The organism is Spirosoma horti (genome assembly GCF_054776595.1).
The window spans coordinates 636,344-660,585 of the sequence record NZ_BAAHBQ010000003.1 but is presented as its reverse complement, the minus strand read 5'-3'; the positions used below and the strand labels follow the sequence as shown (position 1 = coordinate 660,585).

Below are 24,242 nucleotides of genomic sequence, written 5' to 3'. Positions count from 1 at the left end.
ATTTTAGCTATTGGTAGTAATGCAGAATAAAATTCTACATAATTAATATAGTTACATATAATATTTTTTATTTACTATAATGGTCGTTATAAGTAATTGGTAATGCCTTTGGCGGGGTAGGTCAGAGACGATAGCCATTGACGCACAAAAGCCGCCGGGAGTCTCCCGGCGGCTTTTGTATCAGTAACTTAAATTCCCTTATTTCGGGCCCATCCGAATCGCGCCATCCAGTCGAATTACTTCGCCGTTCAGCATGGGATTTTCGATAATACTTTTCGCCAGCAGCGCATACTCCGCTGGCCGACCAAGCCGGGAGGGGAAGGGCACTTGCTGACCCAGGGACAGCCGGGCTTCTTCGGGTAGACTGGCGAGTAACGGTGTTTCAAAAAGGCCCGGTGCAATGGTCATCACCCGGATTCCGGAACGGGCCAGATCGCGGGCAATGGGGAGCGTCATGCCCACAATGCCCCCTTTGGATGCCGCGTAGGCGGCTTGCCCCATTTGCCCGTCGTAGGCCGCTACCGAAGCCGTATTAATAATGACGCCCCGTTCGCCTTCGAATCCGTCGCTGCCACTGGGCTCATTTTTTTCCATGGCCAAAGCCGCCAGCCGAATAACGTTGAAGGTGCCGATCAGGTTGATGGAAATCACTTTCTGGAAGACCGACAGGGAGTGCGCGCCGTACACACCATCGACCTTGCCGAGCGTTTTTCGGGCTTCGGCTATCCCCGCACAGTTAATGGCGATCTGTAAACTCCCGAATGTTTCGATGGCCAGGTTAATGGCGGCCTGCACATCGGCTTCGTCGGTTACGTTGGTTTTATGGAATCGGACTGTTGGGCCCAGCTCCTCCGCCAGCGCATTTCCCTGGGTTTCGTTCAGGTCCAGAATAACCACATTGGCTCCGCTGGCTGCCAGCAGGCGTGTTGTTGCCTCGCCAAGTCCCGAAGCTCCTCCGGTAACAAGGGCCGTTGCGTTCGTCAGTTGCATAGACTATCAATTATAAAATGGCCATCAGCTCCTTCAAATGGCGGATATCGTAGGTTGGCGGGTCACTAACGGGCTGATTTTCGGGGTTGTAAAAAACATTGTCCAAGCCCACGCCTTTCGCACCCATAATGTCAGCTTCGTAATTATCGCCGATCATCAGGCTGTCTGCCGCCGTCGTACCGCTTATTTCCATAGCATATTGAAAAACGAGCGGATCGGGCTTTTTGGCATTGGCATTTTCGCTCGTAACAACATGCGTAAAATAGTGGGCAATGTCGGAGCTACTCATCTTTACTGCCTGAATTTCGGCGAACCCGTTTGTGATGATGTGCATGGTATAGCGTCCATGGAGGTAATCCAGCAACTCTTTCGCTGAGTCCAGCAGATGAGGCTTGCCCGGCAACATCCGCAGATATTCAGCATTCAGATCGATTTTAACAGCTGACTCGTCGACGCCCAGCGCCCGAAAGACCATCGGGAATCGGTGCTTTCGAATGTAGCCATGCTCGATCAGGTTTTTGTCATAATCGGCCCAAAGCTGCTTGTTTATCGTAATGAAATGTCGGCTGAATTCGGCCGCTGAAGCAATGCCCAGATCGGCCAGCCGATGCGTTTCGAACAGCTCGGCAATACACTCGGACGAATTGCGGTCAAAGTCCCAAAGCGTATGATCGAGGTCGAAAAAGAGGTGTTTGTACATGGTAATGGAGTTACTGCGTATGGGTTACGGTGTCGGTGGAGCCATGCGTTTGCCCGCAACCACTACCGTAACCCATACACCGAAAGCACTAGACATTGAGCACAAGTCGTTCTACGGGTTGGTCATTCACCAGGTGGCTATCGACGATTTCGGCAACATCCGACAACTGAACATTGCCGTAATAAGTGCCTTCTGGATAAACGACCAGGGCTGGCCCGAAGGCACAGGCATCGAGACAGCCAGTGCGCTGAGCGCGCATTTCTTTCAACAGACCACGTTCGGCCAGGGCTGCCTTGAACGCATCGACTAGTTCATTTCCATGGGCTTCGCCACACGACTTTTTGGGGGCGGCTTTCTGGTTGTTGCAAATAAAAACGTGCTTTTTGTATTTCATAAGTTTTTTGAATCAATACCCAAAGGTAACAAGAACCCCGGCAACGGCCATTTCTTTGCCAAGACAGATTCATGTATCACTGTGATTAACTACCGAAAAAAAAATTTCTTAACTAAACAGTAAACAATGCGTTGTTGTGTATGTATATACGTAACCTGCAGGATCTATTGTCTGATAAGCAGGTAGTCAGCCTCCGCCTACTTTACGGGAAAGCCAGTATTACTTATTTATGAGTCGTGTAACAGATATGCCCCAGGAACTCGACTTGCCCAATGGGCAGACCACAATAAATAACCTCAATTTTAACACCCTGTATGATCGGTATGCTCCCGCCCTGTTCGGAGTTATTACCAAAACGGTTCTGAATGAAGAAGAAGCTGCAGCGTTGCTGGAGAAGACATTCGTAACGGTTCATGCGGAGCTAAGTACATTTCGGCCCGATAAGCAGCCCGTATTTACTTGGTTGTTAGGCCTTACCCGCAAAACGATAGCTGATGCGCTGCAGGCGCGCAATAAAGTGCCATCTCCCGCCTTTCAATTGACGTCTACCGGTAACGTTAGGCTCTCCTCCAATCGTACCGCCCCGGCAGGCAGTTTCTGCACCGACTCGACCGATTCCCAATTGAAAGAGTTACTAGACGCTGTGCTGTTCAAAAAATGCACGCCCGAAGAAGCTGCCCAGAGCATTGGCCTGCCGGTTGAAACAGCTCGCCAACAGATGCGTCTGGCTATGCAGCAAGTACGCTTGCAGCGATAGATCAGTTAGCTTTCGTTAGTCGGACGGACAACAGTATGCAAGGTACTCCAGGCGCGGTCCAGCTCCCGTTCAATTTCCTGCCAACCCGTTTCCGTCGTGCCACCGGGCGTGTGTCCGGTTTCGTCGCACAGGCGCATGGCATTTGCCCGCAGGGTGGCATAGGTAGCGAACGAGGAAACGGGCTGATTATACAGGGCCGCCGACGTTTTCTCCAGCGCAACGGCGAGATCAGCGTAGGAATAGCGATCCCGCTGGCGATGAACAATCCACCAGTCTAACTCCAAAGCTGCCACCTTCCGCACATCGAAACGTTCTACGGTCAGTTTCTGAATGGCTTCATAATAGGTGATCAGGTCAGGCATCGCCTGCTGGTAATCGGCTCGGGAATGGCCCTTTTTGAAAACAAAAGCGGCTTTGGTGGCTAAAAAGGCCAGGCCGAATGATCGCCAGAAAGGCGCATGAAACTGTTGCCGTAAGCCACCAGCCAACTGCCAGAACAACAGCGCTGGATTCTTATCATAATAGGAGCGCCACATAGCTGTTTCCAGCCGGGCAACTTCCCTGGCGTCGAATTGTCGGATGCTGTGCTGGCGCGGTACAAACACATCGATTGTGATCCAGAGTAAAAAAGCGACTAAAGCCGTACGCCAGAAAAAGCCCTTCGAGGTGGGTATGGAGGATGGTTTTTTTACTTGCATTACGGAGGAATTGATGGAATAGTCAATTCAACAAAAAACCATCGAAATCGCCTGCCAAAAACGGACGATTTCGATGGAGTACTACTCTTGCCGTATTATGATTTTTTCGATGATGCTTTTGCCGAAGCCATCGTTTTCTTTTTTGTCGGTGTCGTTCCTGACTTGGTGGTTGGGTTTTGCTGCGTCATGGTAACGGGGTCCCAATGCACCACTTTTTGCTCGAAATAGCTCTCGTTGCAGGCCAAAACCGGCGCAGCTGCCCGGAAACCAAAGACGGGATCTTCTACCGTTCCCTGACTGCCCTTGCGGATATTTTCGAAAAAGTCGCCGAAGTGTTTGGCGTGGGCGTCGTCATTCTTGGGTGCTTCAAATTTCACTTCCTTCACCGGTTCCGACTTGCGGGTGTCGGGCGGATAAGTGGCATCATATTTCTTGGCAAACTCCTGCTGAACCGGTTCCGTGAACGTAAAGAAACTGTCGTAGCCGCCATAGCCCGGTGCCACAGGAAGTTTCTTTTTGGTCATGATCAGGTTGTTTTCCGAAAACTCGATCTGCCCTTCGTTTCCAATGATCCGGGTGACATCGTTGATCTTGCCGGCATTGGCAAAGTTGACCCGCAGCACCATCTGGAAGGCTTCGTGCTGATCCGTTTTTGGATAATCCATGATGCAGGCCATAATATCGGGTACATCGCGGCCATCTTTCCAATAGGCCAGGTTTCCCGACGAGTAGATGCGCGTTGGGCCCATTGTGTTCGTCACAAAATGGACGCCGGTAATCAGGTGAATGAACAGATCACCCGCTACGCCCGTGCCGTAGTCTTTGTAGTTTCTCCACCGGAAAAACCGTTTTTCATCAAAGGGTCGCTTGGGCGCATCGCCCAGAAACCGATCCCAGTCGAGGGTTTGAGTCGACGCATCGGGTGGAATGGAGTATTGCCAGGCGCCAATGGCGTTGAATCGGTCGTTGTTGGATTCGATATAGTTGATCTGGCCAATGTCACCCGCTTCGACCAGTCGCTTGGCTTCCTTGAACGACGCGCTGCTGATCCGCTGGCTACCTACCTGCATCGTCTTGCCCGATTTTTTCCAGGCATTGATAACGGCTTTTCCTTCGTTCAGGTGCTGCACCATCGGCTTCTCGCAATACACGTGCTTTCCGGCGTTGAGGGCCGCAATCGTGATGTGATCGTGCCAGTGATCCGGTGTGACAACGAGCACGGCGTCGACATCGGGGCGGGCCAGCACTTCGCGGTAGTCGCGGGTTGTAAACAGATCCTTATCTTTCCCATAAGCCGTTTTGGCGTGTTCGAGCCGGCCGTTGTACAAGTCGGCCACACCAACCAGTTCCACGTCAGGATTACGCAGGGCGGCCTGCGTGTCGAAGTTGCCCTGGATGCCCATGCCAATGGTGGCAATGCGAATCTTGTCGTTCGGGCTAATTTTCATCAGATTGGGAATGTAAGCTGGGGCACCAAATGGCTTGGCAATACCTTCCGTAGCGATGACTGCCGAAGCGGCCGACAAGCTTTTTATAAAGGTTCGTCTATTGGCTTGCATAAGAAATGCGCGTTTGCGAGTATACAGTACAAAGCGCTGCATCCGTGAGTTTTACCCGGCAACGTGTATTTTATACAAATTGACGAATTCGCTTCTTTTCAACGTATTATTTTTCACGGGACTGCCGTTGGTATCGCTTGCCAGGCCATAAGTAAGTGAGCTGATTTTTGTCTTTTAGAGGAGCCTGATTTGTCCATCCATCCGTATGAATTCCATTTCCCGTCGCCGTTTTTTACAGTCGTCGGCCATTTTGGCCGGTAGTGCTATTGGTACACCCAATGCATCATTCAGAAAGGTGCTGCAACAGCCGCTCCGGTTGGGTGGGCCAATTTTCCTGAAAAGTGATGACCCCAACGAACTCGCCCGTGAACACCGACGGTTGCAGTACAGTGCGGCCTATGTTCCGGCCGTTGACCTGACCGATACCGTCAAACTTGCGGCTATTCGCAAAGCGTTTGCCGACCAGAATGTGCTCATCGCCGAAGTGGGTGCCTGGGTCAATATGCTGGATCAGGATGCTGAAAAGCGCCGTAAGAATCTGGCCTATGTAACGGATCGGCTGGCGCTGGCCGAAGCCGTTGGCGCCAGGGTTTGCGTCAATATTGGTGGTTCATACAATCCCAAGCACTGGGATGGTCCCGATGCGCGGGATCTTAGCCATGATTATTTTGATGCGACGGTCGAAAACTGCCGAAAGGTAATCGATGCGGTAAAGCCCAAACAGGCCAAGTTTGCGCTCGAAATGATGGGCTGGAGTTTGCCCGACGGCCCTGACTCGTACCTTAAATTCATAAAAGCCATCGACCGGCCCGCCTTTGGGGCGCATGTCGACATGGCCAATATCATCAATAGTCCGACGCGCTTTTTTAGCAATGCCGCCCTGATGGATGAGGTTTTTCGGAAATTAGGCCGCTGGATCGTGTCGGCACATGCCAAAGATATTGCGCCCAAAGATGGTCATTTTATGGAAACCATGCCGGGCCGGGGAAATTTGGATTACGCAGCTTATCTCCGCAACGTGACGTCTCTGAAACAGGAAGTCCCGCTGATGCTGGAGCATTTGCGCACCGCCGAAGAATACGATGAAGCCCGCCAGTTTGTGATCCGGAAAGCAACCGAAAGCCATATTCCGCTGGCCTGAGAAACAGGGGGTATGGAGCTCGTGCAACATTCCGGATGAAGTTGCCTCTTTCTACCTGAATTATGCAATAAACCGATAAATCCCTTAAGCCATGACGATCAAAATTTTAGTAGCCGCTATTGCCTTAGTCGCCATTACGTTTCGGGCAGCAAATGCTCAAAGCTCAACTGCAACCAGCGATTCGTTAACGAGTATCGCGGGCAAATGGGCCGGAACGTTCGATGGGTCATCAAACGGAAAATTTGAACTGGTCATCAATCAGGACAGTAACAAAAAACTGACCGGGCAGGTCATTATGCTGGCCGACGATGGCAACCGGTATCCAACGGATTTGAAAACCATTAGCTGGCAAAACGGACAGCTGAAGGCCAGTTATGCCACCGATGGCGACGAGGTGAGCTTTACGGGCAACTATGCAAATGCAACGCTGAAAGGAACCTGGAAATCAGGCGATGGGCAGGATAGTGGTACCTGGCAGGCGACCCGGTAAGGCTGCTATAAGTCAGGAATATCTATTATACGAACCTTCATAACGGGCTTCTCACCATTGGGAACGATTACGATGAACGAGTTATTAACCGTTTCGCCGTTGCGCAGCATGTGGCCAGCCTGAATGTTGGTGGTCGTCACTACTTCTTTTCCTTCGGCGGTTTTAACCCGCTGGCGGTAAGGCACCACAAAGGGACGGGCCATGACCTTGCCATTTTTAGACGTCAGCCGTTTTCCGGTGGCGTTCAGGCAATCGAAGTTGGCCAGTTCGTTTTGGTCATCCTGCCCTAAAAGCGCCTGTTTCGGAAACATTATTTTTGTGCAGCTGCTCTTATTGGTTGCATAAATGGTCAATTCGTAACGCATAAACGACTCGCCACTGATGTCGATACGGCGTTCATTTCTGATCTCGAAACCATAGTCGATTCCGTTTAGCTGAGCAGGCTTGCCGGGTTCAACATCATAGGCCTGCTGGCCAAAAAGTGGGAAATAGAGGGTTGTTAAAAACAGAAAGCAAATAAAGAAACGGTTCATGGCAACAAATGGGTATCGTTAAGCTGTAAAAATACACGTCAGCTGTATTTCTACCGATAGAGTCCTTGCACTAATTGCTCATGCCCGTTTGCTGAAACCGCTCTTTATTTGCTGTCTTGTCTAACCAGTTGGGTATACTGACTCCGGTTCAATGCCCAAGTCAAAACAACGCCCTATAGCCGCAAGGGAAGGATTGTAGTTGGATTAATCTAACTCGGCGGTAGCCCTGTTAAGGCCTTCTATTCATAGAAGGCCTTATTTTGTCAGTTTATAAAAGTGGGTTATCAAACCACCAGCCGTTAAGGAATTGATTTGAGTGGCCTTGCTCGTGGTCGGGTCATACCTATAGATCCCATTCTGTTTTAACGTACTGTTATAAATGGGCATGTAGATTTTGCCATCGTACTTGTACGTTATAGGGTAGGCGTACCCGGCAGTTAGAGGCATATCCTGAATAAACGTCGCTGTTTTGGCATTCAGATCCAGCTTGGCCCAACGCTGGTTGGCATCGTAAAAGGCCAGGTTAGACAGTTCCTGGTATTCGGTAGCCGTAATTGTATTCGTCGCCAGTTTGGAAATCAATTCCAACAATCTTGCTGAATCCTGCTGACCGGATAAGCAGACATAAGCGATTCCATTGGCGTCATAAACACCGCCCAGCATCAATTGAAACATAAGGGCAGGTAACCCGGCGGCATCGATCGGGTTGAAACTGTATGACTTATCGAACTCAGTACTCCCGGCCGGTATTTTCAGGATCTGCGGTTTAGATCGTTTGGCGCCATTCGGACCAAGCTGGCCATCGAGACCATATTGACCCTGCGTCATGATGTATACATTACCCGCTTCGTCAACAATTCCGTTTTCGGAACCCCGTGTAAACGGGTACGTAGCTTGTTCATAAATCGCGGTCTTCTCCCATTTTTTGGTAGTCAGGTTGATGACCTCCACATACACATTCTGGGCATCATAATATTGGCCGGTTTTAGAACTGTTCGTAAACAGCGCAGCAAATAGCCGATTGTCGCTAGCCCGATAGGTGAGGTTAGCATATATATTCGTCTCGTTGGCCGGGAAATTCTGAGCCGACGTCATGTCGATCTGCCCGAGACTTTCCATCGTTGTTGGATTGAACATAAACAGAGCCCGATTCCCCCCTGTAGAGTATACGCCCAACTGGTCGTTGATAATAATAACTCTGTTTATGAAGTCGACCAGGGGAATACTGGCCACTTCTTCAACAGCACCGGTTGCTTTCACGATACCTAGTTTAGATAATTTTTTATCGGAAACGAGCGGCTGACCATAGAAATAGTTTTTCCAGACTGCACTGGGGAAAAAATTGGCGTAACTCGATTTTGTCGTCAGGTCGAGGTTGCCTGATGGGAGGGTAGGGAAATAGCCCACATAATAGGTATTCGCGGCCGAGGTCTGCGAAATGGAGGCCATTACATAGCCTTCTTCCTGATACTTAGCATCGGCAACGGGCGTATCAGTTTCGCTTTTTTTGCAGGAAAGGAGTGCTCCGGCAAGACACAGGGAGAGTAGCAAATGGGTTTTTCTCATGACTAGTTAAAAATTAGCGATTTCATAGATGACTTTAACGTTGAAGCTGGTGCCCGCCCGGGGTACTAAAAAGTTGTCGAACAGTTCGGCATTGAGGAGGTTCAGGACGTTGAGCGACGTGGTTAGTCCGCTCTTCGTAAGCTTGTAGGAGACACCGGCATCTACCCGGTTCTGCACCGGCACGTAGGCCGAAGGCGTCTTGTCAGGGCTATTGTCTTTGCCCACCTGGATATAATTGAAGGTGGCGATGTAATTGTAAAACAGGTAGGCTCTAAACTGATCGTTGCCGTTGAACAGGTTGTTTCTTTGCCACGAAAACTCGGTATTGGCGAAGAAATTGGGGTTGTTCGGAAACGCAGCACCGACCAGGAACTGGTTCTCCGTACCCTGAACTTTCGTGAAATTCTTCCGCATGAACGTAACATTCGTCTTGAGGGAGAAGGCGTTTTTGTAGGTCAGTACAACGTCACCTTCGACACCGACCGTCCGTACTTCGTCGGCATTTTCGTAGCGTCTGAAAATCGTGTTTCCCAGAAAGATGACATCGCGCTGCTTCCGATAAAATCCGTTGAGGGCACTCGAAATCCGGAATGTTGGGGAAACGGCCCGGTCTATGGTTACGCCCAGATTCAGATTGTCGCTGCTTTCGGGGATCAGGTCGGTATTCCGCAGAATATCGGCTCCGTTGCCTACAAACTGATTAAACTGGGGAATCAGGTAGCCTCTTTCGAAGGACGTCCGTACAAATAGACCCGAATTGATAGCGTACTTCAATCCAGCGTTCCATCCCCAGAACCCGCCTTTTTTAGTGACGGGTTTAAGCGTGAGATTTTCTGCTCCATCCAGGTTAAAGTCAAACCGTTTTATCGCCGTGGTGAACGTAAGTTTGTTAAATCGACCTTCGTATTGCAGACCCGCAATGTTTTTAGTCAGGTATTGAGGAATACGCAGGTAATCGCTGGCGGGCTGTTCGAGGTAATTCGCGCCCGTCATCTTTTGCCTGGCATATAAGTTAGAAATCAGCAGTTTATGATTGGCCGACAGGGCCATCGACAACGTACTTCGGTTGACCCAACTGTCGGTATACGTGTCAGAATAGGTATAATTGTATTCGCCCGGATAGCTTCTCCGGCCCACAATCGCACCACTCCAGCTGTATACGTTCCGGGTAGTGTCGACGTAATTGATGTGCTCGTGGCTGTAGTTGGTGACAGTGCTGAACTGGACTTTTTCGTGCAGCAATGCCTTCTCGTAGGTCAACGTCGACGAGAGATTGCTCGCCTTGTAGATAGCCTCGCCAATGGCGGTATTCGTCACGCGTGCTCCGTTCATGAGTTCTTTATAACCACCCGATAAGTTGAGTGTCAGGGCAATTTGGTCGGCCCAGGGTTTGCTGTGTGCGCCAACCGTAAGGCCCCCGAAAGACATTTGGTATTTGTCGTGAAAGCGCCTGACCTGCTCGATTTTGTTTTTCTCGAAAACCAGCGCATTCATTTTGTAATCATTATCCGAATGGTTGTAAGCCCCTGATACAGTGATAAAATAGTTTTTCGAGTTAGCCAGACCCAGCGCAAAATCGGCCAGGTGCGTGTTGAACGAGCCAACGTTGTACGAAGCACGCAGGGAGTTATACGTTTTCTGTTCGGTAATCAGGTTGATACCGCCCCCCATTGCATCGGTGCCTACTTCGACCGGCAAAACGCCTTTGTACACATCGATGCGTTTGACGTTGCCGATGGGCAGGGTTGATATATCGAATCGGGGGTAGACAAATTCCATAGGCAACCCATTGATGTATACCCGAACCGCAGTACCCCGAATACCATTGATTGAAATATCCGATGCATCGCCCAATGAACTTGATCGACGAATTCGCACGCCCGACAATCGATCCACGACATCCGTTAGCAATACATTCTGCGCAACGACATCTTTGATTTGGATGCTGCTGATGGTAATGGGTTTGGTTTCCTGAAGTGTTGTTTGCTTTTCGGCCCGGACTGCTACCTCCTCCAGATTCTTCACTGCGCTGGTCAGCACAATGGTTTCCAGGGTAATGCTTCTTTTCAGATCAAGCTCTTTTTCCACCTGGCTAAACCCCACATGACTAATGATCAGGGTGAATTTTCCGGGAGCGACATTGGTCAGTAAAAAGTTGCCTACGCTATCGCTCAATGTAGTAGACTTTGTATTTTTCAAATAGACGGTTACGGATGACAGGGGGTTACCCGCTTCATCGATTACGGTGCCATGTACCCTAACATGTTGGGCTTGGGCATAGATTCCTGGTAAAATGAGGAATAGCAGCAGTACAGAATGCTTCAAATTCATTGATTAGGAGCGAATGAGATATTTCGCACAAAACTATTTGTATTTAATCTAAATAAACACAACTTTGTGAAAATATATTTTTATGCTCTCTGTCTACCTCTTCCTGATTGGCGCTTATTTGTACTATTGCCAGTCCAAGTATTTTCCGGCCGGGCTCTATAAAGTCAACGCATTGTGGTCATCGTGGCTGGGGCTCACTCTTTTCCTGGTGGCAACCGGGTTATTGGTGCGGGCTGAAGGCTGGGTGAGTGGGTTGCTGCTGGCGCTGTGTGCGCTCAGTCTGGTCCTGATGCTCATTCAATTCGCTGCGGTTTTGGGCAAGGGTTATTTTTATAGCCTGCTGATGCTGGTTCATGGTTTGGTACTGATTGACCTGTTTTCCTGATGCCAGCTAAAACCGAGTACCTCGCAACACCCGGCCAGAGAGCCTTGAAGATTTCCGCCGGGATTATCGGCGGTTATGTCCTGACGGCGGCACTTCACTTGCTGTTAGCGGTGATGCCGCCCTTCCGCGAACAAATTCTATTGTCATCGACCTTCTCGTTTTTTCTGCTCTGGGTGGGGCTGATCATTCTGGCTTTCCTGGCTCGAAACGGCTGGAAAATTTGGGGAATTTATTTGTTGAGCAGCCTTATTTTTTCAGTGATCATCTATTTCGTCCGATAAAACAGCCATGAAATTAAATGGATTAGGTAGCCGCACTTATAACATCATGTTCCATACGCATACGGTATCTGGCATTGTCATCAGTGTAGCGTTATACATCATTTTCTTTGCCGGGGCTTTTACGCTTTTCAAAGACGAGTTTTACCAGTGGGAAAACCCTAAAGCTCGGATTCAATTAGTGGAATCTATTGATTATGAGGCCGTAATCGAGAAGGTTGTTCGTCAGTATCCAGAATTTGACATTCATAAAGAAATACGGTTCAGTCTCCCGAGCGAAGAAAAGCCACTCCTGTCCGTTTACGGAACACTTACCAAGCCCAAGGGGAAATCTGAGTTCATTTCGTTTCTGTATAACCCTGTTTCCGGAACATTACAGCGTAATTATCCGTACATCACGACCGTCGGCGAGACGCTCTACCGACTTCATTTCCTGGATCAGTTGCCTTATGCCGGGCGTTGGATTGCAGGATTTGTCGCCCTGTTTTTTCTGTTCGCCAGCGTGACGGGCGTCTTGATCCACTGGCGGAATATAGTGACCAAGTTCTACGGGTTTTCGCTGAAAGGCGCCAGAAAGCAATTCTGGACAAATGCGCACACCGTTTTTGGCCTGATCGGTTTGCCTTTTCAGCTGATGTATGCCGTTACAGGCGCATTTTATTTATTGACTTTGTTGATTCTTCTTCCGGCTGTGCTGGTGTTATACGGCGGTGATCAGCAAAAAGTATTTGCCATGATTCGCCCCAACGAAGGCATTACGCTGAGCGAAAAATCACCGAATACAACGGAAAATAAATCAATATCGACTGTTGTAGCCAACATTAAGGCTGATTATCCGGGTTATGCTATTACGTATATCGAGATTGGGAATCTGAATCGGGAAGATGCCCTACTAACGGCCAGGATCGTTGACAGACAATTATTTACGGGCGATGGCCTCGTTTCTATGTACATGAAAAAGGGTAAAAAAGCCGTTGAGGTTATTCCCGGGAATAAGAAGTACGTTGAGTCGGTTGTCGATGGAATTGCCCGCCTGCATTTTGCCCGATTTGGCGGTTTATTGCTGAAGGGTATTTATTTTATACTGGCCCTGTTTACATGTTTTGTCATAATCAGTGGTGTTCTTTTATGGAAAGAAGCCCGGAACAAGAAAAATTATACCGACCAGCAAAAACGATTTCATCACCGGGTCACAATCTGGTACATGGCTATTTGTCTGGGCTTATTTCCGGCCGTCCCCCTTCTGTTTATTTCTGAATTGGTCGTGCCCGGCCAATCGGGCTCTCATTCAACCCTGGTCAACACCATTTTCTTCTTCTCCTGGATCGGGTTTATTGGCATCGGGGTCTTTATCAATAAAGAACCAAGATTGACGCAACTTTTTCTATTATTGGGTGGCCTCTTTTCCTTGTGCGTTCCAATTGTGAATGGTATTCAGACCCATGACTGGCTTTGGCATTCCATGAGTGCAGGGAAAACGTATGTGTTAGGAACCGATCTGTTCTGGCTATCAGTGGGCATAATTACGATTATTCTTTACGGCATCGCCCAAAAGAAAACCGCAAACGTTTCTTCCAAGGCTATATCCATGAAGAAAGCTACGCACGTTACGGCTCAATAAGCCAGTAGGCTGGTTCCTGCGTATCTGTGCTGAGTGTGTAGTCAATGGAAGAAATCCGGTCAGCGCCAAACGTAACTATAGCTGCCAACGGGGGCAACCGAGAACGAAAATAACCTTTGTGAAGAACGTGTTGCAGAAAATAAGAGAAGGAAGAATCTGCCGTAGGGATAGTCGGAAGAGCAGGACTATTTCGTCAAAAATTTGTTGCGTCTGAGTATTTGTCATTATACTTATGCCAGATACCAGGTCTTCGGTTTTATAGATTCAACCAAATGACATCATGCCGCAACTCATCATAAAGCGTATAACCCTTGCTATTCTCTTTGTCTGTCTGACACCAGGCTGGGCTCAAACGACGCTCCAGAAAACCAGTCCTGTCAGTAAGACACTGGCGGGGCCCGACGAACAGTTTGGGCCGTTGTTCGAAGCCGTTCAGCTAAAAACGGTGTTCCCCGATTCCAAGACGTTTGCCGACTGTACACCCAAATTTCCGGTAGCGACCATTTTAACCAACTACGAAGCCGCGCGGCAACGGCGTGATTTTGACCTTAAAGCCTTCGTTATGCAGCACTTTACGCTGCCCACAAAACCCGCGTCAGGATATACCAGCAAAGCCGGCCAATCAGCTCAGCAACATATCGTTGATCTATGGCCGGTCCTCACCCGGCCTGCCACGGCTCAGCCTAAAGCCGAGGCACCAACTGGGTCACTGATTTCGTTACCTAATCCCTATGTTGTGCCGGGTGGCCGGTTCGGCGAAATTTATTACTGGGATAGTTATTTCACCATGCTGGGTCTGCGAGCGTCGGGAAAAACACCCCTGATCCGGAACATGGTCGATAATTTTGCCTACCTGATCCAAACGTTTGGCTTTATTCCCAATGGAAACCGAACGTATTTCCTGGGCCGATCGCAGCCGCCGTTTTTCTCGCTCATGGTCAACCTGCTGACGGAAGTGCAGGGGCGCCGGGTGCTGCTGAATTACCTCCCTCAACTGCAGCAGGAGTACAATTTCTGGATGGCGGGCAAAGACCAGCTAACGGCTCAACAGCCGACCCATCGGCGAGTCGTGCGCCTGGCTGAAAATGTGTATCTGAATCGGTATTACGATGACAAGCAAACGCCCCGTCCGGAATCGTATCGGGAAGATGTGCTGCTGGCCCGACGAGCTAAAGACCCTCAACTGCTTTATCAGCACATTCGCGCCGGGGCCGAGTCGGGCTGGGATTTCAGTAGCCGGTGGTTTCGGGATGGGAAGAACCTAAAAACCATTCATACGACGGATTTTATTCCGGTCGATCTAAACGCCTTGCTTGTTAATCTGGAACAGACGCTGGCCGACGGTTACCGATTGAAGGGGGACCAGACCCAGTCGAAAAAGTATTTAAAACTGGCCCAGCAACGACGTGAAGCCATTTTGCGCTATTGCTGGAACGCGAAGCGTGAATTCTTTTTTGACTACGACTTTGTTGCTAAAAAGCCATCTTCGGTTTATTCGCTGGCTGCTGTTTACCCACTTTTTGTCCGGATTGCTACGGCTGGACAGGCGGTGGCCGTGGCCCATAAACTGGAGGAATCATTTCTGAAACCCGGCGGCCTGACAACTACACTGGTGCGTACGGGGGAGCAATGGGACGCGCCTAACGGCTGGGCTCCGTTGCAATGGTTAGCGATACAGGGCCTGCGTAATTACAATCAAGTCCCGCTGGCCAATAAGGTGAAAACGAATTGGGTAAACGAAAATCTTCGGGTATATAAGGCCAATGGCAAAATGGTCGAAAAATACGACGTGGTCAACACGGCCGCTGCGAAAGGGGGTGAGTATCCTAACCAGGACGGTTTTGGCTGGACAAATGGCGTCTTGCTGAAGCTATTGACCGAACGCTGATACGGGCCATGTGCATTTAGGGAAATGCACCAGAGAGTTGGTGAGATGGATTTAGGCAAAATAGCCGAAAGTCTGGAACGTGTATCGGGTAAATGAAGGGGTAGCTAATTCTGTTAGCTACCCCTTCATTTACCCGATACGACACGTGGGAATTGACAAGCTTTTTTTTGCTTAGCTCATATAATCATCCCAGGCTTTACTGACTTCTCATGTAAAAGAGCCAAAACCATCTGTGGCTGATCCCGATTTTAGCGTAAGTTTCCGCACGTTTCCAAGTACTTTCAGCTTGGGGGTATGGTAGTTCCTCTTAGACGAACTAGCCGGTATATATGTAGACTTTAGTTTCATTTGTCAAGAATTTAAGAGATGTTAAAGGGCAACTGCTGGCTGCCCGGCTTATCAAAGTCAACGGTTTACTGAACCACTAGTCGATGCTGGCGGGCTTGTCCCCGCTCTTCTACCGTCAGAATATAAACGCCACTGGAGAGTTTATCGGTCGTTTTTAGCAACAGATTACCGCCCTGAATGCCCGTTTTCTGTATCGATTGCAAACGACCATCGATGCTGTAGACATTTATGCGTGCGGTTTCCGGCTCATCTAAACGAAGTGAAAAGCGCCCATCACCGACAACCGGGTTTGGAAACGTGCCATACGCTTCATCCCGAAGGATGACAGAAACGGCTGGGAATACAGACTCTTTACCGCTCAGGTCGGTTTGCCGAAGCCGATAATAACTGGTCCCGGAATAAGGCGTCTGATCGACAAAATGGTAGGTTTTCAGGGAGTTGCTGCTGGAGCCCTCTTTGCTGATTTCACCTACTGACTCGAAAAGGGCCAGATCTTTGCTGCGTTCAATCGTGAAGCCTTTGTTGTTGGTTTCCAGGGATGTCGTCCAGGTCACATCAACGGTATGGTTCGATTGCGCTTTTGCCGAGAACGAAACGAGCGATACGGGTAAAGGGAAAGCCGGTGCATTGGAAACTCGGTTGCTATTTACGTTAATCGCTCCGGCAATCGAAAGGCCTCGTCCCTCCAGCAATGCCCCGGTCAGTAGATTGATCTCTCCATTGGCCAGTATGGTCCCCCTGAATAGAGAGTTATCGCCAATATTGACGGCTCCATCGACCTGAAAATAGACATTCGCAAACGAAGCCCCATTGGCCAGGATAATTCCAGATCCCGTAGCGGTGCTCAGAGCACCCGTTAACTTAATGATAAAAATTGCATTGGAATTCCCTTGTGCATCCAGAGTTAAGTTGCCAGCCAAGGTGGAGGCTCCGGCTGGGCCACTCTGGCAGTAAACCCCAGGAGTGAGCGTTAACCCTCCTAAGCTTGGACTTACGGGCGAAGCACAGGCTACACCGGTCAAGGCATTGTAGGCGCTGGTAACATCAGTGGCTACTTGAACAGTTGTTGCGTCAGCCACATGGGTCTGGCCCGTGACAACACCCGGACCAAACCCGGATAATGCTCCAGCATTGGTGCCAACGTCACCTCGTATCGTTGAGGCTCCTGTGTTGGTGACGGCGCCCGTCACCGTAAATAAGGCATAACTATCGGCTGTTCCCAGATTGGGTGCTTGAGCCAAGCTCACACCCTGACAGCCTAATAAGTAACCAGCAGTTAGGCTCAGAAGTAATCGTTTTTTCATATTTGTGTATGATTAATATCCTTTCGATAACATGATTAGGTAAACTTAGTTTATTATTTCTTTAAAATAGTTAAAAAATAAAATTAAATAAAAGTAGTTAGAGGTAACATATAGGTTTCAAGAATAACATTAGAGATTATCTTAGTAACCAGCAAGAATTGTGCCAGAGAACACTACTCTTCACGGTCAAAGTCATTAATAATTAGCTATTTAGGTGGTTGGAGCGTGCACGGTCCTACTGCATGGCTGCTTTTGGCACAGTGACTATCGTTGCCAACCCAACAGTACGATCGCGACACTTACCACAGTCTACTAGATTGGCAACTCCATTGACTGTCTAGTTTGTGGAAAAGCGATGTGGGAAACCAATGCGGTAACAGCTACCAAGCTAGTAGGAGACAAAAGCAGGGGTAGCGAACCAGGAGCATTTGTCCTGCGTTCGCTACCCCTGCTTTTTTGTGTTTCTTAAACGTCATTCACCAGCCATACTACCCGGGCATATAAGGAAGCTCAAAGCGTCTTGACAACTTTTGCGGGAACACCCGCAACTACCGAGTTAGGCGGTACATCCCGACTCACCACTGCTCCCGCTGCCACAATTGAGTTTTCGCCAATCGTAACGCCCGGCAAAATGGTTGCCCCGGCGCCAATCCAGGCGTTTCGTTTGAGCACAATTGGCTGCAGAAGGACCGTTGTGCGGTCATTGGGATCTAACGGGTGATTTTCGGATGTCAGATTGACGCGGGGACCGATCATCACGTCGTCTTCAATTGTGATACCTCCTATGTCCAGAAAGGAGCAGGCATGGTTGATAAATATGTTTTTACCGAGACGAATAAATTGGCCGAAATTGGTGTGGAACGGAGGAAATATCGTTGTTGACGGGTCCACTTCTGTGCCGATAATTTCGCTTAGCTGACGTCTCACCTTATCAACGTCGGTTGCTGTGGCATTCATTTCGACGCATAACCGAATCGTGCGCGCAACAACTTCACCAAACTTGCTATACTCAGGATCGTTCTTGCAGAGGGGCTCTCCGGCTCTCATCCGCTGGAAAATATCGGTATTGGCTGACAGATCGCTCATGGACAAAATTGATAAACTACAACGTTGCCATATCGATCACAAACCGGTAGCGCACATCGCCTTTCAGCATACGCTCATAAGCGGTGTCGATATCCTTGATGTCAATCATCTCGATGTCCGAAACGATACTGTGCTCGGCGCAGAAATCCAGCATTTCCTGGGTTTCGGCAATACCACCAATGCTCGATCCTGCGATACTCTTCCGGCCTGGAATCAGGCTAAAGGCCAGGAGCGCAGACGGTGTAGGGGGAGCGCCCACGCAGATGTGTACGCCGTCGGTTTTAAGCAATGACAGATACTGGTTGTAGTCGTGCTCGGCCGACACGGTGTCCAGAATAAAGTCAAAATAGCCAGTAACGGATTCGAGTTGTGCCGGATCACTGGTCACTACGAATTTGTGGGCACCGAGTTTTTTAGCGTCGGCTTCTTTTTTGGGCGAGGTGCTCAGTACGGTTACTTCTGCGCCAAATGCTACCCCAAATTTTACGCCCATATGGCCCAGGCCACCCAAGCCCAGAACGGCCAGTTTATGGCCCGGCCCCACTTTCCAGTGACGCAGGGGAGAATAAGTCGTAATGCCAGCGCAGAGCAGCGGAGCCGTAGCCGCCAGGTCCAATTCCTGGGGCACGTGCAGGACAAAATCTTCGGTAACCACAATGATATTGGAATAGCCACCGTATGTAGGCGTTTTTTTGTCCTGCTCCAGCCCATTGTAGGTCTGAGAGTTGCCGTTGATGCAATATTGCTCCAGTCCATGCTGGCAGTTTTCGCACACCCGGCAGGAATCCACCAAACAGCCAGTAGCCGCTAAATCGCCAACCTTGAACTTAGTGACCTCGCTGCCAATCGCCACCACATGGCCAACAATTTCGTGGCCTGGTACCATCGGAAAAATGCTATTACCCCATTCTCCCCGGACCTGGTGAATGTCTGAATGACAAACCCCACAATAGCTAATGTCGAATTGAACATCGTGGGGGCCTAGTTCACGGCGTTGGAAGTTCCAGGGAGCCAGTCCCGAATCGTTGGTTTGAGCGGCATAGCCTTTCGTATCAATCATAACGTTTGTTGTTTTTCGTAGTGTATCAGGCCGTCCGTAACAGCTTGTCAGGGGTGATGGGTAAGTCGCGAACGCGCTGCCCCGTGGCATTGAAGACCGCATTGGCGACCGCACCAGCAAAACCGATCAGCGCGATTTCACCCATGCCTTTTGCACCCATCGGGTTGATAATTGGATCGGGCTTATCGATCATGATTGTTTCAATGGCGGGCACGTCCGCATGAACCGCTACGTGATAGTCGGCCAGGTTGTTGTTCACGAACCGACCAAACCGGTGGTCGATGACGGCTTCTTCTGTCAGGGCCATGCCAATGCCGCCCGCTACGCCCCCAATCATCTGGCTGGCCGCCGTTTTAGGACTGACGATCCGACCCGAATCGGCAACGCTAACGGCTTTGGCTACCCGCACGACGCCCGTCATGGGGTTGACCCGCACCTGCACAAAGTGCACCGAAAAGGAGTACATCGAGTACTTGTTCAGTTCCGGCCCACCTTTAGAGTCCGCGCTTTTGTCAATCACTGTCAGGTTGTTGGTTCGCATCAGGTCGCTCACCGCCACCTTTTTATTGGGTTCCTTTTCGACAGAAAGCACCCCATCGGCCAGCGTCAGCTCATCCGCCTGCCGACCCGCTAATGCACCTCCACTCTTGATGGCTAGTTCGACCAATTGTTTTTTAATGGTTGTACACACATCGAACACCGCCGAGCCCACCGCCGAAACAATAGCCGAACCGCCCTGCGTGGGTGCTTTAGGTAAGGATGTGTCGCCGTACTCCACCTTAATCTGGTTTAGCGGCACGCCCAGCACGTTGTGGGCAATCATGGTCAGAGCCGTTCCGGTGCCCGGTCCAATGTCGGTTACGGCACTCTGCACCGTTAGCGAGCCGTCGGCTTTGAGCAGGACGCGAGCGCTGGCTTCCCATCGAAAGGCGCTGAACACGCCCGTACTCATGCCATAGCCAATGAGCCAGTCGCCCTCGCGCTGACTGCCCGGCTCGTTTCTTCGCTTGCTCCAGCCAATGGCTTCGGCCCCGCGCTGATACGCTTCTTTTAAGTTTTTGCTCGAATAGGGCCGGTTGTGTTCGGGGTCCGTTTCCGTGTAGTTACGCAGGCGAAAGTCAATCGGGTCGAGATTCAGCTTGTGAGCCATTTCGTCCATCGCCGATTCGAGGGCAAAGGCACCCGTCGCTTCGCCCGGACCGCGCATCCAGATGGGCACGCTCCGGTCGAGCCGCACAAGGTGGTAGCGGGTGCTCACGTTGGGGCAGGCGTACATGAATTTGGTCATGTTGACGGTCGCTTCCGTAAAATCTTCGTAGCTGGCCGTTTCGGCCGTTGCCGAGTGGGCGATCCCAATCAGTTTGCCGTCCTTGTCAGCGCCCATGTTGATGGTTTGCACGGTATAAGGTCGATGGCCAACTAATGTAAACATCTGGGAGCGATTCACCACTAGCTTCAGTGGACGGCCAATTTTCCGGGCAATAGCCACGACCGCCGTTTCCTGCGGCCACGTTCTGAGTCCCATGCCGAAGCCGCCCCCCATAAATTCGGTGTGGACGTGAATATTCTTCGGGTCGAGTTTGAACGCCTGCGCCATGGCCTGTTGCGTCGCATTGACGCCCTGCGTTTTAGCGTAGATCATCAGCTTATCCACACTGGTCCAATGGGCCAGAATGCCGTGCAGTTCCATTGGGTTATGCACCTCGATGGGGATCGTATAATTGGCCTCCAGCGTAACAGGCGCTGACTGATAGGCATCGGCTTTACCCCGCAGATACTCGCTGGAACCAGGCTTGCCGGGGCTGATGCGATCCGCGATGTGTTTCTTCAGTTCCGTACGGGCTGATTTTTTGGTATAGGTCGCTTTGACCAGCGAAGCCGCGTAGGTGGCCCGCTCATAGGTGTCGGCCACCACCATCGCGATGGGTTGCCCATCGAACAGGATTTTGGGGCTGCTCAGAATGCGGTATGTCTCTTCTGTTTTAGGCTTGGGCGCTGGCCCGTCGGCCTCGCCACCCACGGGCGCGTCCCAGCCCGGAATGGGTGGCATGTTCTGGTGCGTAAATACGCCCAGTACGCCCGGTGCGCCCTGCGCTTTTTTGGTGTCAAGGTTGGCAATGGATCCCCGGCCAATCTCGCTACCGACAATGACGCAATAGGCCATTTGGGGGAGTTCAAAATCAGCGAAGTAATGAGCCCCGCCGGTCACTTTCAGCCGTCCATCGATCCGATCGATAGGTGGATTTTTCGTGTCTTTCGTCATGATCAGGCGGTTTTAGTGGCAGTTTTCAGTGCGTCGACAATTGAATTGGGAGCCAGTGTCAGTTTAAAATCGTTTTCTCCGTAGCCTTTTGCGCCGTTCATGGCCAGCATTGCGGCCTGTTTGAAATTGGCTTCTGTAGCGCGCTTGCCGCGTAAAAATTGCTCGGCTTCGGTCAGCCGCCAGGGCTTATGGGCCACTCCGCCCATTGCCAGCCGTACATCCTGAATGGTTTTACCGTTCATAGCCAACCCCACGCCTACCGACACCAGCGCGAAGGCATACGAAGCCCGGTCACGTACTTTCAAATAGTGCGAATTGTCGGCAAACTGGTTTGTCGGTATATCCACTGACATGATCAGTTCGCCGGGGAGCAGCGTATTGTCTTTCTGGGGTGTATCGCCGGGGAGCCGGTGAAAGTCGACGAACGGAATTTTACGGTCGCCCTTTGGTCCCGACACGTTCACTACCGCATCCAAGGCAACAAGGGCGATGCACATATCGCTGGGGTGAACGGCAATGCATTTAGTCGAAGCGCCGAAAATGGCGTGCATCCGATTGTAGCCGCCGATGGCACCACAGCCCGAGGGTCCGTTAGGTTGTCCTTTATCGGTACCTGCCTGCACGGGGCTACGCTTATTACAGGGCATCGATGGGTCGTAGAAATAGGCGCAACGTGTGCGCTGCATCATGTTCCCGCCAACCGTCGCCATGTTGCGTAGTTGCGCCGACGCACCGGCATTGAGAGCCATCGACAGGAGCGGAAACTGTTTTTTCACCAGCTCATGGTCGGCCACTGCCGAATTTTTAACCATGGCTCCGATGCGCAGACCGGTCGCCGTTTTCTCAATGGTTGTCAGTGGCACCTTGTTGATGTCGATGAGCCGTTGAGGAACGATGACCTCGCGCTTCATCAGGTCGATGAGGTTGGTGCCGCCCGCCAGAACGTAGGCGCCATTTTCCTGGGTGAGAGCCGCTATAGCGGCCTTCGGGGTTGTTACCCGCGTATATTGAAACTGATTCATACTCTGGCCCCTCCCTGTTTTACGTCTACGATAGCATCCACAATGTTGGCATAGGCGCCACAGCGGCAGATGTTGCCACTCATGTACTCCCGAATTTCATCGGGCGTATCAGCGTGCCCTTCCCGAATGCAGGCAACCGCCGACATAATTTGTCCGGGGGTGCAGTACCCACACTGAAAGCCATCGTGTTTAATGAACGCTTCCTGCATGGGGTGCAGCTGATTCCCCTGCGCGAGCCCTTCTATCGTCGTTATTTTGCACCCTTCGGTCGTCATGGCCAGCGTCAGGCAGGCATTGACCCGCTGCCCGTCGATGTGTACGGTACAAGCCCCGCATTGCCCGTGATCACAGCCTTTTTTAGTACCTGTCAGGTTCAGTTGTTCGCGCAATAAATCAAGCAACGTGACGCGTGGTTCGATGGATAATTTACGCATCGTCCCGTTGATGTCGACCTGAAGCGGCAGTTGCTCGAAGGCAGCGGCCACCTTTTCATCCAGTCCATTATCGATGGCCGCCACGGCGGCTGGCGGGGTGATGGCCAATGCCGCCAGCGCGGAAGATTGTTTTAAGAAAAATCGTCGGGATGGGTTTGAGCGTTCTAACTCGTTCCCATTGTTTTCATGCTCAGTCATAAGGCCAGTTGGTTTAACATATAGAAACGATTAGGGCTAGTGGTTCAGGTAAGGTGGGTTACTCCTGTTCGAAAGTAACCGTAACCGTCCCCGTGCCAAGAGCAGCAGCCAATCCCGATGGGTTATCGATACGTCCAAGTCTAGTATAACTGTAGGATGTCGGAAACGTTTGATAAAAAAGAACCAGCGTGTTGGCACCATAGAGCATCAAATCGCCGGTCTGGATCGTTCCGGGGTTTGCTGGCTTGGTTGGCAGGTCATTGGCAAATCGATACAGCTTCTCGTTGCCGTTCAATTCACTCATGGCGACGGTCATCGGCAACCGGGCTCTGAAGGCGGTTGCCGTCGCATTCGTCAGGAGCGTTGCCGTAAACGCAGCTGAACCAACCCTTATCGTTATCGGACCACCAACCGGACGATGGCTGGTCGTATCTGTGGGGCTGCTGTCGTTTTCTTCGCTGGTCATGGTGGAAACGATGGTATCATTCGTTGAGCAAGCCATACTGCCGATGAGGCTCAGGATGAATGGGAAAAATACACTGAGTGATCTTTTCATAGCCAAGTTGCCAGTTTGTGTGGTGGTGTGCCGTATCAGCGAGAAACGCTGTATTCCTCGTCCGTAACGGCCTGTAGCCAGTTGACGGCTCCCCCTTTGCTCACATTGGGATTGATCGCAATGTGGGTAAACTTGCCGTTCGGGCCAGCGCCATGCCAGTGCTCGACCATCGGTGGAATGGTCACCGATTCACCTTCCCGAATGAGCTGAGCGGGCTTTCCCTTCTCCTGATAATACCCGGTGCCTTGTGTGACAACCAGTAGCTGGCCATTCGGGTGGGTATGCCAGAACGTTCTCGCCTTCGGCTCGAAGGTGACGCTACTCACGATACAATCGGTTTCCGGGTTTGCGCCAACCAGCATCTTCACCCAGACCGTACCGCTAAAGTTGGACGCCGAACCTCGGGCTGCTTTCGGTGAGCCCTCCACCTTTCCGGTTTGGGCTGTCACCGAATGGATTATCCCTAAAAATAAACCGCCTAAAAGGCTATACGTAAGCACTTGGCTTACTGTTCTAGTTGATGTTTCCATACGTGTGAGTTTTAATGCAAACTTACTCGTAACAGATTGGTTATTTTATAGTAAAATCAGTGCATTTATTATGAAAACCGCATTTGTTGTTAAAAACTATCTTTAGTGGT

Annotated in this window: 23 protein-coding genes; 7 read left to right on the top strand and 16 right to left on the bottom strand. The window is 50.6% G+C overall.

Features of this window, described 5'->3' with window-relative positions:
• Positions 1-198: 198 nt before the first annotated feature.
• The 3 genes from ACYVAM_RS10530 to ACYVAM_RS10520 all read right to left on the bottom strand — a co-directional run bounded on the left by ACYVAM_RS10530 (position 199) and on the right by ACYVAM_RS10520 (position 2,084).
• Positions 199-990, bottom strand: a complete 792-nt coding sequence (locus ACYVAM_RS10530; RefSeq protein ID WP_461066644.1) for a 3-hydroxyacyl-CoA dehydrogenase — start codon at positions 988-990, stop codon at positions 199-201.
• A gap of 10 nt (positions 991-1,000) precedes the next feature.
• A complete protein-coding gene (locus ACYVAM_RS10525; protein WP_461066642.1) occupies positions 1,001-1,690 on the bottom strand; it encodes a YjjG family noncanonical pyrimidine nucleotidase in 690 nt (229 codons plus the stop codon).
• Between the two features lie 88 nt (positions 1,691-1,778).
• Complete coding sequence (locus ACYVAM_RS10520; RefSeq protein WP_460938179.1) at positions 1,779-2,084, bottom strand: (2Fe-2S) ferredoxin domain-containing protein; 306 nt, start codon at positions 2,082-2,084, stop codon at positions 1,779-1,781.
• Between the two features lie 229 nt (positions 2,085-2,313).
• Between ACYVAM_RS10520 and ACYVAM_RS10515 the strand changes: the two genes are divergently transcribed.
• Complete coding sequence (locus ACYVAM_RS10515; RefSeq protein WP_461066640.1) at positions 2,314-2,841, top strand: RNA polymerase sigma factor; 528 nt, start codon at positions 2,314-2,316, stop codon at positions 2,839-2,841.
• Between the two features lie 5 nt (positions 2,842-2,846).
• Here the strand turns inward: ACYVAM_RS10515 and ACYVAM_RS10510 are convergent, their stop codons facing one another.
• A complete protein-coding gene (locus tag ACYVAM_RS10510; protein ID WP_461066638.1) occupies positions 2,847-3,539 on the bottom strand; it encodes a hypothetical protein in 693 nt (230 codons plus the stop codon).
• Positions 3,540-3,634: 95 nt separating this feature from the next.
• Complete coding sequence (locus ACYVAM_RS10505) at positions 3,635-5,098, bottom strand: Gfo/Idh/MocA family protein (RefSeq protein WP_461066636.1); 1,464 nt, start codon at positions 5,096-5,098, stop codon at positions 3,635-3,637.
• 205 nt (positions 5,099-5,303) lie between these two features.
• Here ACYVAM_RS10505 and ACYVAM_RS10500 point away from each other — a divergent pair, with 205 nt between their 5' ends.
• Positions 5,304-6,239, top strand: coding sequence for a sugar phosphate isomerase/epimerase family protein (locus tag ACYVAM_RS10500; RefSeq protein WP_461066634.1), 936 nt, complete (start codon positions 5,304-5,306; stop codon positions 6,237-6,239).
• A 91-nt stretch (positions 6,240-6,330) separates the two neighbouring features.
• Complete coding sequence (locus ACYVAM_RS10495; protein WP_461066632.1) at positions 6,331-6,729, top strand: hypothetical protein; 399 nt, start codon at positions 6,331-6,333, stop codon at positions 6,727-6,729.
• A 5-nt stretch (positions 6,730-6,734) separates the two neighbouring features.
• Here ACYVAM_RS10495 and ACYVAM_RS10490 read toward each other — a convergent pair whose 3' ends face one another.
• From ACYVAM_RS10490 to ACYVAM_RS10480, 3 genes are all read right to left on the bottom strand, one after another.
• Complete coding sequence (locus ACYVAM_RS10490; protein WP_461066630.1) at positions 6,735-7,262, bottom strand: ABC transporter permease; 528 nt, start codon at positions 7,260-7,262, stop codon at positions 6,735-6,737.
• A gap of 255 nt (positions 7,263-7,517) precedes the next feature.
• Positions 7,518-8,828 (bottom strand): hypothetical protein, encoded by a 1,311-nt coding sequence (locus ACYVAM_RS10485; protein ID WP_461066628.1) that lies wholly within the window; start codon positions 8,826-8,828, stop codon positions 7,518-7,520.
• Positions 8,829-8,834: 6 nt separating this feature from the next.
• Positions 8,835-11,159, bottom strand: a complete 2,325-nt coding sequence (locus ACYVAM_RS10480; RefSeq protein ID WP_461066627.1) for a TonB-dependent receptor — start codon at positions 11,157-11,159, stop codon at positions 8,835-8,837.
• A gap of 82 nt (positions 11,160-11,241) precedes the next feature.
• On the opposite strand from ACYVAM_RS10480, the gene ACYVAM_RS10475 reads away from it, so the two are divergent.
• From ACYVAM_RS10475 to treF, 4 genes are all read left to right on the top strand, one after another.
• The gene (locus ACYVAM_RS10475) at positions 11,242-11,544 is read left to right on the top strand and encodes a hypothetical protein (RefSeq protein WP_461066625.1); all 303 of its coding nucleotides are present in this window, start codon (positions 11,242-11,244) and stop codon (positions 11,542-11,544) included.
• Positions 11,544-11,825: a hypothetical protein gene (locus ACYVAM_RS10470; RefSeq protein WP_461066623.1), complete on the top strand. Its 282-nt coding sequence runs from the start codon at positions 11,544-11,546 to the stop codon at positions 11,823-11,825. Before ACYVAM_RS10475 ends, ACYVAM_RS10470 begins: the two co-directional genes overlap by 1 nt.
• A gap of 7 nt (positions 11,826-11,832) precedes the next feature.
• Positions 11,833-13,443, top strand: coding sequence for a PepSY-associated TM helix domain-containing protein (locus tag ACYVAM_RS10465; protein WP_461066621.1), 1,611 nt, complete (start codon positions 11,833-11,835; stop codon positions 13,441-13,443).
• Between the two features lie 280 nt (positions 13,444-13,723).
• Positions 13,724-15,331 (top strand): alpha,alpha-trehalase TreF, encoded by a 1,608-nt coding sequence (gene treF, locus ACYVAM_RS10460; RefSeq protein ID WP_461066619.1) that lies wholly within the window; start codon positions 13,724-13,726, stop codon positions 15,329-15,331.
• Between the two features lie 413 nt (positions 15,332-15,744).
• Here treF and ACYVAM_RS10455 read toward each other — a convergent pair whose 3' ends face one another.
• The 8 genes from ACYVAM_RS10455 to ACYVAM_RS10420 all read right to left on the bottom strand — a co-directional run bounded on the left by ACYVAM_RS10455 (position 15,745) and on the right by ACYVAM_RS10420 (position 24,132).
• Positions 15,745-16,983, bottom strand: coding sequence for an ice-binding family protein (locus ACYVAM_RS10455; RefSeq protein WP_461066617.1), 1,239 nt, complete (start codon positions 16,981-16,983; stop codon positions 15,745-15,747).
• 510 nt (positions 16,984-17,493) lie between these two features.
• Entirely contained in the window at positions 17,494-18,069 is a 576-nt protein-coding gene (locus tag ACYVAM_RS10450) for a sugar O-acetyltransferase (RefSeq protein WP_461066615.1), read from the bottom strand.
• A gap of 16 nt (positions 18,070-18,085) precedes the next feature.
• The gene (locus tag ACYVAM_RS10445) at positions 18,086-19,129 is read right to left on the bottom strand and encodes an NAD(P)-dependent alcohol dehydrogenase (RefSeq protein ID WP_461066613.1); all 1,044 of its coding nucleotides are present in this window, start codon (positions 19,127-19,129) and stop codon (positions 18,086-18,088) included.
• Between the two features lie 25 nt (positions 19,130-19,154).
• Complete coding sequence (locus ACYVAM_RS10440) at positions 19,155-21,392, bottom strand: xanthine dehydrogenase family protein molybdopterin-binding subunit (protein WP_461066611.1); 2,238 nt, start codon at positions 21,390-21,392, stop codon at positions 19,155-19,157.
• A gap of 2 nt (positions 21,393-21,394) precedes the next feature.
• The gene (locus tag ACYVAM_RS10435) at positions 21,395-22,414 is read right to left on the bottom strand and encodes an FAD binding domain-containing protein (RefSeq protein WP_461066609.1); all 1,020 of its coding nucleotides are present in this window, start codon (positions 22,412-22,414) and stop codon (positions 21,395-21,397) included.
• Positions 22,411-23,046, bottom strand: a complete 636-nt coding sequence (locus tag ACYVAM_RS10430) for a (2Fe-2S)-binding protein (RefSeq protein WP_461066607.1) — start codon at positions 23,044-23,046, stop codon at positions 22,411-22,413. The genes ACYVAM_RS10435 and ACYVAM_RS10430 overlap by 4 nt, the downstream gene beginning before the upstream one ends.
• Positions 23,047-23,104: 58 nt before the next feature.
• Positions 23,105-23,602 carry a cyclophilin-like fold protein gene (locus tag ACYVAM_RS10425; RefSeq protein WP_461066605.1) on the bottom strand — a complete coding sequence of 166 codons (498 nt, stop codon included), beginning with the start codon at positions 23,600-23,602 and terminating at the stop codon, positions 23,105-23,107.
• A gap of 35 nt (positions 23,603-23,637) precedes the next feature.
• The gene (locus ACYVAM_RS10420; RefSeq protein ID WP_461066603.1) at positions 23,638-24,132 is read right to left on the bottom strand and encodes a (R)-mandelonitrile lyase; all 495 of its coding nucleotides are present in this window, start codon (positions 24,130-24,132) and stop codon (positions 23,638-23,640) included.
• Positions 24,133-24,242 lie beyond the last annotated feature (110 nt).

Coding starts and splice junctions, on each gene's coding strand:
- ACYVAM_RS10530 (WP_461066644.1), bottom strand. CDS start 990: ATGCAACTGACGAACGCAACGGCCCTTGTTACCGGAGGAGCTTCGGGA.
- ACYVAM_RS10525 (WP_461066642.1), bottom strand. CDS start 1,690: ATGTACAAACACCTCTTTTTCGACCTCGATCATACGCTTTGGGACTTT.
- ACYVAM_RS10520 (WP_460938179.1), bottom strand. CDS start 2,084: ATGAAATACAAAAAGCACGTTTTTATTTGCAACAACCAGAAAGCCGCC.
- ACYVAM_RS10515 (WP_461066640.1), top strand. CDS start 2,314: ATGAGTCGTGTAACAGATATGCCCCAGGAACTCGACTTGCCCAATGGG.
- ACYVAM_RS10510 (WP_461066638.1), bottom strand. CDS start 3,539: ATGCAAGTAAAAAAACCATCCTCCATACCCACCTCGAAGGGCTTTTTC.
- ACYVAM_RS10505 (WP_461066636.1), bottom strand. CDS start 5,098: ATGCAAGCCAATAGACGAACCTTTATAAAAAGCTTGTCGGCCGCTTCG.
- ACYVAM_RS10500 (WP_461066634.1), top strand. CDS start 5,304: ATGAATTCCATTTCCCGTCGCCGTTTTTTACAGTCGTCGGCCATTTTG.
- ACYVAM_RS10495 (WP_461066632.1), top strand. CDS start 6,331: ATGACGATCAAAATTTTAGTAGCCGCTATTGCCTTAGTCGCCATTACG.
- ACYVAM_RS10490 (WP_461066630.1), bottom strand. CDS start 7,262: ATGAACCGTTTCTTTATTTGCTTTCTGTTTTTAACAACCCTCTATTTC.
- ACYVAM_RS10485 (WP_461066628.1), bottom strand. CDS start 8,828: ATGAGAAAAACCCATTTGCTACTCTCCCTGTGTCTTGCCGGAGCACTC.
- ACYVAM_RS10480 (WP_461066627.1), bottom strand. CDS start 11,159: ATGAATTTGAAGCATTCTGTACTGCTGCTATTCCTCATTTTACCAGGA.
- ACYVAM_RS10475 (WP_461066625.1), top strand. CDS start 11,242: ATGCTCTCTGTCTACCTCTTCCTGATTGGCGCTTATTTGTACTATTGC.
- ACYVAM_RS10470 (WP_461066623.1), top strand. CDS start 11,544: ATGCCAGCTAAAACCGAGTACCTCGCAACACCCGGCCAGAGAGCCTTG.
- ACYVAM_RS10465 (WP_461066621.1), top strand. CDS start 11,833: ATGAAATTAAATGGATTAGGTAGCCGCACTTATAACATCATGTTCCAT.
- treF (WP_461066619.1), top strand. CDS start 13,724: ATGCCGCAACTCATCATAAAGCGTATAACCCTTGCTATTCTCTTTGTC.
- ACYVAM_RS10455 (WP_461066617.1), bottom strand. CDS start 16,983: ATGAAAAAACGATTACTTCTGAGCCTAACTGCTGGTTACTTATTAGGC.
- ACYVAM_RS10450 (WP_461066615.1), bottom strand. CDS start 18,069: ATGAGCGATCTGTCAGCCAATACCGATATTTTCCAGCGGATGAGAGCC.
- ACYVAM_RS10445 (WP_461066613.1), bottom strand. CDS start 19,129: ATGATTGATACGAAAGGCTATGCCGCTCAAACCAACGATTCGGGACTG.
- ACYVAM_RS10440 (WP_461066611.1), bottom strand. CDS start 21,392: ATGACGAAAGACACGAAAAATCCACCTATCGATCGGATCGATGGACGG.
- ACYVAM_RS10435 (WP_461066609.1), bottom strand. CDS start 22,414: ATGAATCAGTTTCAATATACGCGGGTAACAACCCCGAAGGCCGCTATA.
- ACYVAM_RS10430 (WP_461066607.1), bottom strand. CDS start 23,046: ATGACTGAGCATGAAAACAATGGGAACGAGTTAGAACGCTCAAACCCA.
- ACYVAM_RS10425 (WP_461066605.1), bottom strand. CDS start 23,602: ATGAAAAGATCACTCAGTGTATTTTTCCCATTCATCCTGAGCCTCATC.
- ACYVAM_RS10420 (WP_461066603.1), bottom strand. CDS start 24,132: ATGGAAACATCAACTAGAACAGTAAGCCAAGTGCTTACGTATAGCCTT.